Consider the following 12,431-nt stretch of genomic DNA (forward strand, 5'->3'; position numbering starts at 1 on the left):
CGTATGGAAAAGTGGCAATTTCATGAACAAAAGAACTTTGATTGTGCATTTTATGGTGGAAAACTGTATAGTAAGGAAGGAAACAATCGGAGGAAGCAGAAGGGAGACTGGGGTTTTGACACAAGTATTTAATGACACATTTTTAAGAGCCTGCAGAGGAGAGAGGACGGATTATGTACCGGCCTGGTATATGAGACAAGCAGGCCGATCTCAGCCGGAATACCGCAAGCTGAAGGAAAAGTACTCTCTGTTTGAAATTACGAAGCAGCCGGAGCTGTGTGCGTACGTAACCCGCCTGCCGGTGGAGCAATACGGCGTTGATGCAGCCATTTTATATAAAGATATCATGTCCCCTCTGCCTGCCATCGGTGTGGATGTGGACATTAAAGCAGGAATCGGCCCCGTAATCGGCAACCCGATCCGCTCCCTGTCCGATGTGCAAAAGCTGGGTGAAATCCACCCGGAGCAGGACGTTCCTTATGTGCTTGATACCATTAAGCTGTTGACGACAGAGCAGCTGAATGTGCCGCTGATCGGCTTTGCCGGGGCGCCTTTCACATTGGCAAGCTATATGATTGAGGGCGGGCCGTCCCGTAATTATAATAAAACAAAGGCATTCATGTACGCGCAGCCGGAGGCATGGTTTGCCTTGATGGATAAGCTTGCGGATATGACCATTACATATGTGGGTGCACAGGTGCAAGCGGGTGCCAAAGCGGTGCAGATTTTTGATTCTTGGGTCGGTGCTTTGAATGTAGCAGACTACCGTTTCTTTATTAAACCGGTTATGACGCGCATTTTCACAGAGCTGCGCAAGCTGAATGTGCCGCTCATCATGTTTGGGGTGGGAGCAAGCCATTTGGCAAACGAATGGAACGACCTGCCGCTTGATGTGGTTGGTCTGGATTGGCGGCTTCCGATTTCGGAGGCGCGCGGACGCGGCATTCATAAGGCGGTGCAGGGCAACCTGGAGCCTGCCATCCTTCTTTGCCCGTGGGATGTGATTGAAGCGCGCGTGAAGGACATTCTGGATGCGGGCATGCAGCAGCCGGGCTATGTGTTCAACCTCGGCCACGGTGTATTCCCGGATGTGAATCCTGACACGCTGAAGCGTCTGACTGACTTTGTGCATGACTATACGAGAGAACAATTGAAGAAGTAAGAAGGAGCGAAGCAGCTTATATGAAAAAGAAGATGGGTTTACTTGTCATGGCGTACGGCACGCCATATAAAGAAGAGGATATTGAGCGCTACTATACACATATCCGCCACGGCCGCAAGCCGAGCCCGGAAGCGCTGCAGGATTTGACAAACCGCTACCGCGCCATCGGCGGCATTTCCCCGCTGGCGCAAATCACATTGGACCAGGCGCACAAGCTGGAGGAACGCCTGAACGCGGTGCAGGATGAGATCGAGTTCAAAATGTATCTCGGCCTGAAGCACATTGAGCCGTTCGTAGAGGACGCGGTGGAGCAAATGCACAAGGATGGCATTGAGGAAGCAGTCAGCATCGTATTGGCGCCGCACTATTCCACGTTCAGCGTGAAATCCTACAATGGACGTGCGAAGGAAACCGCAGCGAAGCTGGGCGGACCGGCTATCTATGATATTGAAAGCTGGTATCAGGAGCCGAAGTTCATCAGCTATTGGGCGGACCGTGTCCGCGAAGCCTTCGCATCCATGCCGGCTGACGAGCGGGATCATGCAGTGCTGATTGTATCCGCGCACAGCCTGCCGGAAAAAATTATTGCGGCGGGTGATCCGTATCCGCAGCAGCTGCAGGAAACAGCGGATCTAATTGCAAAGCAAGCTGAAGTTAAGAATTATGCGGTAGGCTGGCAGAGCGCCGGCAACACGCCTGAGCCATGGATCGGCCCGGACGTGCAGGATTTGACGCGCGAGCTGTATGAAGAGCATGGCTACAAGGCCTTTGTATATACACCGGTGGGCTTTATTGCCGACCATTTGGAAGTACTGTATGACAACGATACAGAGTGTAAGGCCGTAACGGATGAAATTGGCGCAAGCTATTACCGTCCGGCCATGCCGAACGCGCAGGAAGAGTTTATTGACTGCCTGGCGACAGTTGTAAGGAAGAAATTGCAAGCAGTTGCACACTGACAGGCAGCAGAGGGAGGGCCTCACATGAAGCAAAAGGTAGTCATCATTGGTGGAGGAATTGCCGGGCTTACGGCAGCTTATTATTTACAAAAGACAGTGCGCGAGCAGCAGCTTCCGATTGAAACGCTTCTCATTGAAGCATCCGGCAAGCTGGGCGGCAAGGTGCAGACGGTCCAGCGTGACGGCTTTGTCATTGAGCGCGGCCCTGACTCCTTCCTGGAGCGCAAGGCGAGCGCGGCCCGTCTTGTCCGGGAAGTGGGTCTTGGCGATGAGCTGGTCAACAATGCGACCGGCAAGTCATATGTGCTCGTGAACAACAGGCTGCACGGCATTCCGGAAGGCTCCAACATGGGCATTCCAACGAAGGTGGCGCCGTTTGTAACATCAGGCCTTTTCTCGCCGCTTGGCAAGCTGCGGGCCGGCTTTGATTTCATCATGCCGCGCTCGAAGCAGCAGCCGGACCAATCACTCGGCCAGTTCTTCCGCCGCCGTCTCGGAAATGAAGTGGTGGAAAACCTGATTGAGCCGCTGTTGTCCGGGATTTATGCCGGGGATATCGATCAGATGAGCCTGATGGCGACATTCCCGCAGTTCTATCAGGTGGAGCAGAAGCACCGCAGCATCGTGCTTGGCATGCGCACCCTTTCGCCAAAGGCGCCAAAGCCGGTCAGCCCGGGTCCGAAGAAAGGAATTTTCCTGACGCTGAAGACCGGCCTGCAATCGCTGGTGGAGGCTGTGGAAGCGCGCCTGGAGCCGAACACTGTATTGAAATCCACACGGGTGGAAAAGGTGGCGCGGCATGCACAAGGCTATAAGCTGCTGCTGAGCAACGGCAAAGAGCTGGCGGCGGATGCCATCATCGTGGCGGCACCGCATCGGACGCTGCCGGGCATGTTCGCCCAGCACCGGGAGTTTCAATTCTTCCGCCATATCCCTTCCACTTCTGTGGCCAACGTTGCGCTTGCATTCGATGAGAGTGCCATTAAGCGGGATATTGAGGGAACTGGCTTTGTTGTATCCCGCAACAGTGACTTTGTCATTACGGCATGTACATGGACGCATAAGAAGTGGCCGCATACAACGCCGAAGGGCAAGGTGCTGCTGCGCTGCTATGTGGGCCGCCCGGGGTATGAGGAAATTGTGGAGGCACCGGATGAGCAAATTATCGGTGCTGTGCTGCAGGATTTAAAGAAAACAATGGACATTCATGCAGAGCCGGATTTTGCGGTGGTAAGCCGTTGGAAGGATGCCATGCCGCAATATACAGTCGGGCATAAGGAGCGGATGAACAATCTGCAAAGCTTTATGGCGCGTGAGCTTCCTGGCATTTATCTTGCCGGCAGCTCCTACGCCGGGGCTGGTCTTCCAGACTGTATTGACCAAGGCGAAGCTGCGGTCAAGCTGGTGCTGGAGCATCTGCAGGGTGCGGAGCGGCAGGCGGCCGCCACTATGCAATAAGAGGAAAAAGGGTGTGCGGTTTCATTCCGCACACCCTTTTTGTTAAGCTTTTTTTATTTTCGCGGCAGAAGCGGCTGGAGCCGCGCCTTGCTTCCGCATGCCGGCAGAAGCAAAAAGTCCGGCCGGCACTGCAATTGCGAGTGCCAGAAGAGAACCGGCAAATCCAGGCTTGACCGTCATGAGGAACACGATGGCCACCGCAAGCATGGTCATGATGGAAACAGAATTCCACAGTGCCTTATTGCGGACAATGGCATGCAATTCTGCTGTCAGCGGGCCCTCCGCCGCTTCACAGGCTGCAGTATGGATGGCTTTAATGCGGGTCAGGTTGATCACCGGCCCCATTACCGTCATCAGAACAAGTGTGGTGAGAGAAATGGCCACCCATGCCGCGGACCATGTCCAGCCTTGGGAGACGAGATACCCGCCGGGAAGGAGGATAAAAATCACGCTCAGCGGCAGCAGGCCGTCCGCCTTCTTCGCCAAACCGGACCAGCTCCGCAGCGCTTCCACGGTGCGGGCATGCAGTGTTCCCAGCATAGCTGTCAAGGTGACGCCGACGCCGATGAACATAAGAAGAACACCGATGATGTGCAAAAATAGAACAATGTTATAAAGCATTAATAAAGTCCTCGCTTTCGCAATATTTTATGATTACTATATTAACACGTTTTTTATGTTAAATATGGTTAAAAATCCAATTTTATCTTGTAATTGTAAAGCTTTTATATGGAAACAGAGGATATTCAGTAAAAAGAACCGCTCAGTTCGCACTGGCGGTTCTTTTCATTTCTTCATATGCCTGCAGTGCCCGTACACGGGCTGCTGCGTGATCCACAATCGGCTTCGGATAGGTGGTGCCGAGTGCCACATCAGCCTGCAGCAGGACGTGCTCCGGCGCCTCCCAAGGCTTGTGGATGTATTTGCAGGGCATGCTGCCAAGCTCCGGCACCCAGCGGCGGACATATTCGCCCTCCTTATCAAACTTCTCTCCCTGCGTCACCGGATTGAAAATGCGGAAGTAGGGGGCGGCATCGGCGCCGCTGCCGGCTGTCCATTGCCAGCCCATTGTATTGTTGGCCAGGTCGGCATCGAGGAGCGTGTCCCAGAACCAGGCTGCTCCCTGCTGCCATGGAATCAGCAGATGCTTTACCAGAAAGGAAGCGACAATCATCCGCACCCGGTTGTGCATAAAGCCGGTTTCCCACAGCTCGCGCATGCCGGCGTCGACAATGGGATAGCCCGTTTGCCCTTTTGTCCATACATCAAGCAATGCGCTGTCTTCCCGCCAAGGAAAGGCGCGGAAGGACGGCTGCAGCGGCTCGGCTGCAGTATGCGGGAAGTGGAACAGAAGATGGTAGCTGAACTCCCGCCAAACGAGCTGACGGAGAAAGCTTTCTGCTTCCTGCTGCAATCCGGGCTTCTCCTGCAGCGGCAGCTTTCGCATCATATAGTGATGGACGAGGCGCGGCGACAGCTGGCCAAATGCCAAATAGGGAGCAAGGGAGGAATTGCCGCTTATGGCAGGAAAATCACGCAGTTCGCTGTAGCGCGGCAGCTTCCGGTTCAGGAACAGCTTCAGCCGCTCGTAGCCTCCTGCTTCTGTCGGGGTCCACACCCGTTCCATGCCGGCTGTCCATGGAACAGCCGGCAGCAGCTGTAAATCCGATAAGGCAAGGCCGGAAGCGGCTGTCCAGCTGCTGATTTGCTTGACCTTGGGCAGGGGCGCGGGAACAGTATGCTTTTGAAATGCCTTATGGTAAGCGGAGAACACCTTATACGGCTCTCCTTTTCCTTTATGTACAGCTTCCGGCGCCAAGAGCAGATGCGAGTCAAAGGTATGCACCTCCATTCCGGCGTTTTGCAGCATATGCTCCAGCTTTGCATCATGGATGCGTACAGCAGGCTCGTACCGGCGGTTCCAGTATACAGTGTTCGCGCCCGTTTCTTCTACAAGCCGAAGCAGCACCGCAGCGGTTTCTCCCGCTTCAATGAGCAGGTCCGCACCAAGCTGCTGCAGGCGTGCCTTCACATCTGCGAGTGCATGATGCAGCCACCACTTGGCTGCCCCGCCCGGCTGCCAGTCGCCTTCGCAAGCCGGATCATGGATGTAGACCGGCAGCACAGCTCCCCGGTTTGCCGCTGTCAGTAAGGCGGGGTTGTCAAATAAGCGAAAATCCCGCCTGAACAGCACGATTGTCCGTTTCTTCATATCAAATCTTCCCCTCATTCCGCTATGATAACGTATTATAGCAAGCCAATCCAGGTCCGACAATGAAAATGCTTATACAAAAATAGGACATTAATTCTAAAAAGGTTGGACGAGCTTGCGGCCCTCCTGTCCCTTGCTTTTCCTGTATGTACGTGGTACGATATCTTTTGTATAAAATGACTATATTGTTCATTTGGTCAGTTTCTGGAGGTGGGCAGATGGCATCGGAGAAAAGACGTGCAATACTGGAAGCGGCAGCAAAATCCTTTTCTTATTTTGGGTATAAGGCAACGACAATGGATCAGGTGGCGAAGGCTGCGAACGTTGGCAAAGGCACCATTTATACCTTCTTTAAGAATAAGGAGGAACTGTTTGGTGAAATTGTGTCGGGCCTGATTCATGAAATGAAGCAGGTGGCACAGGAATCGCTTTCTCCTGACCTGTCATTCTTTGAGAATGTGCACAGGGCGCTGTACCGCCTGCTGGAATTCCGCAAAGACCATCAGCTTGTGCTCAAGCTGATTCAGGAGGAGCGGGAGATTGGCACGCAGGAGGTGCAAGAGGTCATGAAGCAGGTGGATCAAGCCATCATCAGCTTTATTAAGGAAAAGCTGGAGATTGCCATACAGCGCGGCTTGATCAGGGAGTGTGATCCGGAGCTGACGGCATTCGTGATGCTGCGCCTGTACATTGCCCTCATTTTTGACTGGGAGCGAAAGCATGAGCCGCTCGAAAAAGAACATATTGCCCAGCTGTTTGAGCTGTATCTGCTGAAGGGATTATCGAAATAGATAATCTCCTTCTTTTTAGGGTAAATGACCAAATGAACAAAATGGTCAATCGTTTGGGGGGAGACACGTGAAGCAGCTGTTAAAGACAATACGGGGTGAGTTTTCTGCTATTTTCCAAAATCGGATGCGCGCCATCGCACTGATTGCCATTATGTTTATCCCTGTATTGTATACGGGCACATACTTATATGCGTTTAAGGATCCATACAGTCAGCTGGACCAGCTTCCGGTGGCGGTGGTCAATTTAGATAAGGGTGCCGAGCATGACGGCAAGCAGCTGACTGTCGGCAAGGATTTTGTGGATAAGCTCAAGGACAAAGATAATTTTCAGTGGCACATCGTCAGTGACGAACAGGCAAAGCAGGGGCTGAAGGGCCAGAAGTACTATATGGTCATCCGCATTCCGGAGAATTTCTCGGCGAATGCAGCCACGCTGACTGAGGAGCACCCGAAGCATTTAGAACTCGAGTATATGCCGAACAAGGCCTACAACTTCCTGGCAGCCCAAATCAGCAGCAGCGCTGTGGAGAAGATTAAGGAAGAGGTGGCGGCAAGCATCACCGAAACGTATGCCGAGGAGATGTTTGACGGGGTACAGTCTGCAAATGAAGGCTTTGCCAAGGCGCATGACGGCGCCCGGGAGCTGTATGACGGCCTGAAGGATCTGGCTTCGGGTTCTCTGACCTTCACTGAAAAGATGGGGGAAGCAAGCACAGGGGCCGGTAAGCTGCAGGAAGGCATGCAGTCCTTTCAGGAAAAAAGCAATGAGTTTAATGCCGGTATGCATCAAGTAGAGAGCGGCACAGCTTCCTTCGCGGAGCAAACGCCGCAGGTGCAGCAGGGCATTTCATCTCTGGCGGGCGGCCTGCAGCAGCTGCAAAAGGACGGCTATGCACCGCTGTACCAGGGGGCACAGTCCGTGCAGACGGGCCTGCAGCGGGCATCCGGCAGTGCGGCGGAGCTCGCGGCAGGAGCAAAACGATTGCAGGATGAGGGTCTGGCGCAGCTGAAGGAAGGCACAGGCCGGCTGTATGCAGGCGCATCGGACTTGGCGGACGGCAGCACAGACCTGGCGGCAGGCATCGTGAGCGCCAAAGGCGGCGCGGACCAGACAGCAGCGGGAGCCGCCGGTGTTGATGCGGGCTTGGAGCAGCTGCAGGCACAGATTGACCAGCTGCCGGAGCCGTACAAGAGCCAGCTGCAGCCGGCTGTGGAGCAGCTGAAGGCGGGAAGCGGTTCGGTGCAAAGCGGCGCCAAACAGGTAGCGGACGGATTGGGCGCACTTGTGCCGGGCGCTGACAAGCTGAAGCAGGGCGCAAGCGATTTGCGCAGCGGAGCGGCGGCAGCACAGACAGGCGTCACCGCATTCGGCAAGTCGCTGGATCAGGTGGTACAAGGGCAGCAGCAGCTGTCAGCCGGTCTTGGGCAGTTGGCACAGGGACAGGACACATGGCTGAAGGGCTATGAGAGCTTCGGGCAGAGCCTGGACCGTGCCAGCACGGGGGCAGGCACACTTGTGCAGAAGACAGTCCCATATTTTGCGGCGGTGCCGCAATTGCAAAGCGGCATGGCGCAGCTTGCGGACGGTTCTGACAAGCTGACAACGGGAGCCCGGACCATCCAAAGCAAAATGGGTGAGCTGACATCCGGCCTGCAGCAGCTTGAAAACGGTTCGAAGGATATTCAGGAAGGCGCAGGCAAAGCATCTGACGGCTCCAAGGAATTAACTTCCGGCTTGCAGGACGGTGTAGAAAAGACCGGAAGCACGAAGGGAAGCAAGGAAACCTACGAAATGTTTGCGAAGCCGGTGGACGTGAAGACGGAGGACTTTGGCCATGTGGAGAACTATGGCACAGGTGTATCGCCGTATTTCATCTCACTGGGCTTGTATGTGGGCGCGTTGCTGCTCAGCGTTGTATATCCGCTGCGCGAAGCAAACGGCCTGCCGAAATCCGGCTTCCATTGGTTCCTCAGCAAGCTGTCGGTTGTGCTCTTGGTTGGCACCATCCAGTCGCTTGTCATCGACTGGGTTGTCATGAAGGGACTGCACATTGAGGTGCAGAGCACATGGCGCTTCATGGCGCTTGCCTGGATCACCAGCGTTGCTTTCCTGACATTGATTCAGTTCCTGGTGACAACACTTGGCGATGCCGGCCGTCTGGTTGCCATCATCATTCTTGTACTGCAGCTGACTACAAGCGGCGGCACCTATCCGCTGGAAATGGTGGCGCCTGCCCTGCAAAAGGCGGCAAACTATATTCCGATGACATACTCTGTCAATGCATTTAAAGCAGCCATTGCGAGCGGCGATTTCAGCTATATGTGGAGCAATGCACGTGTGCTCGGCCTCTGGGCGCTTGCCTGTGCGGCCGGCACGGCCCTTTGCTTCACCCTGCTGTACCGCAGCTATTTCCGCAAGCTGCAGCAGACAGCGAAATAACACAGGAGCCCCTGTCCGCGGACGGGGGCTTTTTGTGCTGCCAGGCATTGGCCTTCTTCCACTGCGGGTTTGCATCAAGCATGAGATCCAAGCGGGATGAAAGACCGGTTAAGACTGCATCACTTTTCTATCGGCATGCTGCTAATCTGACAAAACTTTCGGAAGTCATTGAAAGTGGGGCGTATATCCTATATAATGTAAAATTAGAAAACGCTTTCATTCTTAAGGGGGAAACACGTGTGTCAACAATCGAAGACGTAGCGAAGCTGGCGGGACTGTCCCGCACTACCGTTTCGAGAGTGATCAACAACCATCCGTATGTATCTGAGGAGAAGAAAAAACGCGTCATGTCCGCGATGAACATGCTGGGCTTTGTGCCAAATTCGGCAGCGCGCCGCTTGCGCAAACAAAAAACTGAAACAGTGGCTGTGCTTGTTCCTCGAGTGACAAATCCCTTCTTTAGTAAGCTCATAGAGTCGTTGGAGATTGCCGCTTCAGAGCATAAGTATAAGCTGATTATTTGCCAGACCCGCTATCTGCCGGAGAAGGAGCTGGAGTATTTGCAGCTCTTGTCAACGAAGCAGGTGGACGGAATTATTATGTGCTCGTTACAAAACGATTGGAGCCTGGTGGCGCCGTACCTGCAGCATGGGCCGATTGTCATGTGCAATGAGTATACGGAAGAAGCTGAAATTCCGACGGTGAAGTTCGATCAGATGGACGGGGCATATAAAGCAGCGAAGCATCTGCTGGATCAGGGGCACCGCTGCTTATTATTCTGCAGCGGCAGCGAGAAAAGCATGGTGGTACAGCACCGGAAGCTGGGCTTTCTGCAGGCGGTTGCGGAGCATAAGAATATTGATGTGGACTTCATCGAAAACGCTTACGATATTGAAGATGGCCGGAAAGTATTTCAGCAGATTAAACAAATGGAAAAAAAGCCCACTGCCATCTTCGCCGGGGGAGATGAAGTGGCAGCAGGCATCATTACCGAAGCAAAACGCAATCATTGGAGCGTTCCGGAGGATTTGGCGATTGTCGGTTTCGACAACCAGCTGTTATCCGAAATTACGGAGCCGACCATTACGACCGTATGCCAGCCTGTGGATAAGATGGCCCGTCAAGTAATCGATCTCATGATGGAAAAAATTCACACGAAGAATTATCAAAGGAAAGAAGTATACGAATTTGAATTGGAGCTGTTGATTAAAGGATCGACCATGAAGAATATGATGCTTTTGGCCTAGGCGACTTGCCTGGGTCTTTTTTTATTCGGCTGTGTGAACGCAGTCATCACACTTGTTATGGTACATTTCATGCTGCTCGTCGATTGTCTTGCCGCACTCGCAGCACTTTTTCGCAGGCAGATTTCTGAAGAACTCCATTGGATTTTGTAGCATGTAGCATTCCTCCCATTTCCTTTTGTTACTTTTATTGTATTAATACAAAAGTAATAAGTCAACAACTGTTTTATAACAAATTGAAAAAATAATGAAAATGCCCAGGAGATGGATTATAGTGATAGTGCAGCGAGAAAACTGACAATAAGCAGAATGAGAAAGGGTGAAGACGATGAAAATGACCGTAATTGGCTTTTGGGGCGGCTATCCGGAGGCCGGCGAAGCGACATCCGGGTATTTATTCGAGCATGAAGGCTTCCGTTTGCTGGTGGACTGCGGCAGCGGTGTATTAGCACAGGTGCAAAAATATGTTCATCCGGGAGACCTGGATGCCGTCATCCTGTCTCACTACCATCATGACCACGTAGCGGATATCGGGGTGCTGCAGTACGCTCGTCTTATCACAAGTGTAACAGGAAGGGATATCCCTGTTTTGCCGATTTATGGGCATCTTTTTGACAAAAGCGGCTTTGACAGATTGACGCATGAGCCTTATACAAAAGGAACCGCTTATGATCCGGAAGCAGAGCTGTCCATTGGGCCGTTCTCCCTTCGGTTCCTGCAGACGGCGCACCCGGTTTCCTGCTTTGCCATGCGGATTACGGCGGGCGGCAAAACAGTCGTATACACAGCTGATTCCAGCTATTTGGCAGGGTTTATGGCGTTTGCCAAGGAAGCGGATTTGTTCATTTGCGAGTGCAACATGTATGCGGATCAAGACGGAAAAGGCGCAGGGCATATGAACAGTACAGAGGCCGGCATCATTGCAAAGGAAGCCGGCGTCGGGGCGCTCCTGCTGACACACCTGCCGCATGCAGGCAATGTGCAGGATTTGGCTGAACAGGCCGGTGAAGTGTATGAAGGCCGCATAGACTTGGCCCACAGCGGCTACACATGGGAGTGAGACAAAATGCTGTATATTGATAACAAAGGAATTACCGATCCAAGCATCAACCTGGCAATAGAGGAGTACTGTCTGAAAAACCTGGATATCGACGAAACGTATTTGCTGTTTTACATAAACGAGCCGTCCATTATCATCGGCAAAAACCAGAACACCCTTGAGGAAATCAATGCAGATTATGTGCGGGAGAAAGGGATTCATGTTGTGCGCCGCCTGTCCGGCGGAGGGGCGGTATACCATGACCTCGGCAATTTGAATTTCAGCTTCATTACCAAGGATGACGGCGAGAGCTTTCATAATTTCCGCAAGTTCACCGAGCCGGTCATCCAGGCGCTGCAAAAGCTTGGCGTGCAAGCCGAGCTGAGCGGCCGGAATGATATTTTAGCGGAAGGGCGCAAGATTTCCGGCAACGCACAATTCAGCACGAGAGGCCGCATGTTCAGCCACGGCACCCTGCTGTTCGATTCCCATATGGAGGATGTCGTCGGCGCGCTGAATGTCAAAATGGATAAAATTCAGTCGAAGGGCATCAAATCCATTCGCAGCCGGGTGGCAAACATCAGTGAGTTTTTGGAAAAACAGATAACAATTGAGGAGTTTAAACAGCTGCTGTTACAGTCCATTTTTGAAACAGAAGGACAAATCCGGGAGTATAAGCTGACTGAGGAAGACTGGAACGCCATTCATCAGCTGTCGGAGGAGCGATACCGGAACTGGGATTGGAACTATGGCAAGTCCCCCAAATTTAATGTGCAGCATTCCCATCGTTTCCCAGTGGGGCAAATTGATGTGCGCCTGGAGGTACATAAAGGAGTTGTGGAGGCCTGCAAAATTTACGGTGATTTTTTCGGTGTGGGCGATGTTCATGATATGGAAGAACGCCTTGTGGGCGTGCGCTTTGACCGGGAGGAATTTATCCGTGTGCTTCATGATCTTGATGTAACACGATATTTTGGCAGTATAACAAAAGAAGATTTTATCGGTCTTTTCTTCTAAGGCATAAATATTGAAGAATCCGCTTGTCGTATAAGGCAGGCGGATTTTTTGCATCCCAGGCCGGGAAAATTCATATTGCATGTTCAATTTTCTTCCAATATAATTATAG

At 52.7% G+C, this 12,431-nt stretch carries 11 protein-coding genes; 8 read left to right on the forward strand and 3 right to left on the reverse strand.

Annotation, left to right across the window (positions count from 1 at the left end; translation table 11 throughout):
* Positions 1 to 115: 115 nt before the first annotated feature.
* From hemE to hemY, 3 genes are read left to right on the forward strand one after another with little or no spacing between them, the layout of a single operon-like run.
* Entirely contained in the window at positions 116 to 1,162 is a 1,047-nt protein-coding gene (gene hemE, locus NK662_RS06650) for a uroporphyrinogen decarboxylase (RefSeq protein ID WP_254758136.1), read from the forward strand.
* A gap of 20 nt (positions 1,163 to 1,182) precedes the next feature.
* Positions 1,183 to 2,121 (forward strand): ferrochelatase, encoded by a 939-nt coding sequence (hemH, locus tag NK662_RS06655; RefSeq protein WP_254758137.1) that lies wholly within the window; start codon positions 1,183 to 1,185, stop codon positions 2,119 to 2,121.
* A gap of 24 nt (positions 2,122 to 2,145) precedes the next feature.
* Positions 2,146 to 3,579: a protoporphyrinogen oxidase gene (gene hemY / locus NK662_RS06660; protein ID WP_254758138.1), complete on the forward strand. Its 1,434-nt coding sequence runs from the start codon at positions 2,146 to 2,148 to the stop codon at positions 3,577 to 3,579.
* Positions 3,580 to 3,621: 42 nt separating this feature from the next.
* Here hemY and NK662_RS06665 read toward each other — a convergent pair whose 3' ends face one another.
* Together NK662_RS06665 and NK662_RS06670 are read right to left on the reverse strand one after the other, a co-directional pair.
* Positions 3,622 to 4,200, reverse strand: a complete 579-nt coding sequence (locus NK662_RS06665) for a DUF2269 family protein (protein WP_254758139.1) — start codon at positions 4,198 to 4,200, stop codon at positions 3,622 to 3,624.
* Positions 4,201 to 4,342: 142 nt separating this feature from the next.
* Entirely contained in the window at positions 4,343 to 5,791 is a 1,449-nt protein-coding gene (locus tag NK662_RS06670; RefSeq protein WP_254758140.1) for a cryptochrome/photolyase family protein, read from the reverse strand.
* A 218-nt stretch (positions 5,792 to 6,009) separates the two neighbouring features.
* On the opposite strand from NK662_RS06670, the gene NK662_RS06675 reads away from it, so the two are divergent.
* The 3 genes from NK662_RS06675 (at position 6,010) to NK662_RS06685 (ending at position 10,269) form a co-directional block, all read left to right on the forward strand.
* On the forward strand, positions 6,010 to 6,582 hold the full coding sequence (locus NK662_RS06675; RefSeq protein WP_254758141.1) for a TetR/AcrR family transcriptional regulator: 573 nt from the start codon (positions 6,010 to 6,012) through the stop codon (positions 6,580 to 6,582).
* Between the two features lie 67 nt (positions 6,583 to 6,649).
* Positions 6,650 to 9,022, forward strand: a complete 2,373-nt coding sequence (locus tag NK662_RS06680) for a YhgE/Pip domain-containing protein (protein WP_254758142.1) — start codon at positions 6,650 to 6,652, stop codon at positions 9,020 to 9,022.
* A 239-nt stretch (positions 9,023 to 9,261) separates the two neighbouring features.
* Positions 9,262 to 10,269 (forward strand): LacI family DNA-binding transcriptional regulator, encoded by a 1,008-nt coding sequence (locus NK662_RS06685; RefSeq protein ID WP_254758143.1) that lies wholly within the window; start codon positions 9,262 to 9,264, stop codon positions 10,267 to 10,269.
* Between the two features lie 21 nt (positions 10,270 to 10,290).
* Here NK662_RS06685 and yhfH read toward each other — a convergent pair whose 3' ends face one another.
* Positions 10,291 to 10,422 (reverse strand): protein YhfH, encoded by a 132-nt coding sequence (gene yhfH / locus NK662_RS06690; RefSeq protein ID WP_254758144.1) that lies wholly within the window; start codon positions 10,420 to 10,422, stop codon positions 10,291 to 10,293.
* A gap of 172 nt (positions 10,423 to 10,594) precedes the next feature.
* Here yhfH and NK662_RS06695 point away from each other — a divergent pair, with 172 nt between their 5' ends.
* Positions 10,595 to 11,326, forward strand: a complete 732-nt coding sequence (locus NK662_RS06695) for an MBL fold metallo-hydrolase (RefSeq protein WP_254758145.1) — start codon at positions 10,595 to 10,597, stop codon at positions 11,324 to 11,326.
* Positions 11,327 to 11,332: 6 nt separating this feature from the next.
* Complete coding sequence (lplA, locus tag NK662_RS06700) at positions 11,333 to 12,322, forward strand: lipoate--protein ligase (protein WP_254758146.1); 990 nt, start codon at positions 11,333 to 11,335, stop codon at positions 12,320 to 12,322.
* Positions 12,323 to 12,431: the final 109 nt, after the last annotated feature.

Origin of the sequence: Ectobacillus ponti (assembly GCF_024294785.1) — a bacterium.
GTDB lineage: Bacteria > Bacillota > Bacilli > Bacillales > Bacillaceae_G > Ectobacillus > Ectobacillus ponti.

Bases quoted from the DNA above. Each gene is read 5' to 3' on its own strand.
- hemH (WP_254758137.1), top strand. From the start codon at position 1,183: ATGAAAAAGAAGATGGGTTTACTTGTCATGGCGTACGGCACGCCATAT.
- hemY (WP_254758138.1), top strand. From the start codon at position 2,146: ATGAAGCAAAAGGTAGTCATCATTGGTGGAGGAATTGCCGGGCTTACG.
- NK662_RS06665 (WP_254758139.1), bottom strand. From the start codon at position 4,200: ATGCTTTATAACATTGTTCTATTTTTGCACATCATCGGTGTTCTTCTT.
- NK662_RS06670 (WP_254758140.1), bottom strand. From the start codon at position 5,791: ATGAAGAAACGGACAATCGTGCTGTTCAGGCGGGATTTTCGCTTATTT.
- NK662_RS06675 (WP_254758141.1), top strand. From the start codon at position 6,010: ATGGCATCGGAGAAAAGACGTGCAATACTGGAAGCGGCAGCAAAATCC.
- yhfH (WP_254758144.1), bottom strand. From the start codon at position 10,422: ATGCTACAAAATCCAATGGAGTTCTTCAGAAATCTGCCTGCGAAAAAG.
- NK662_RS06695 (WP_254758145.1), top strand. From the start codon at position 10,595: ATGAAAATGACCGTAATTGGCTTTTGGGGCGGCTATCCGGAGGCCGGC.
- lplA (WP_254758146.1), top strand. From the start codon at position 11,333: ATGCTGTATATTGATAACAAAGGAATTACCGATCCAAGCATCAACCTG.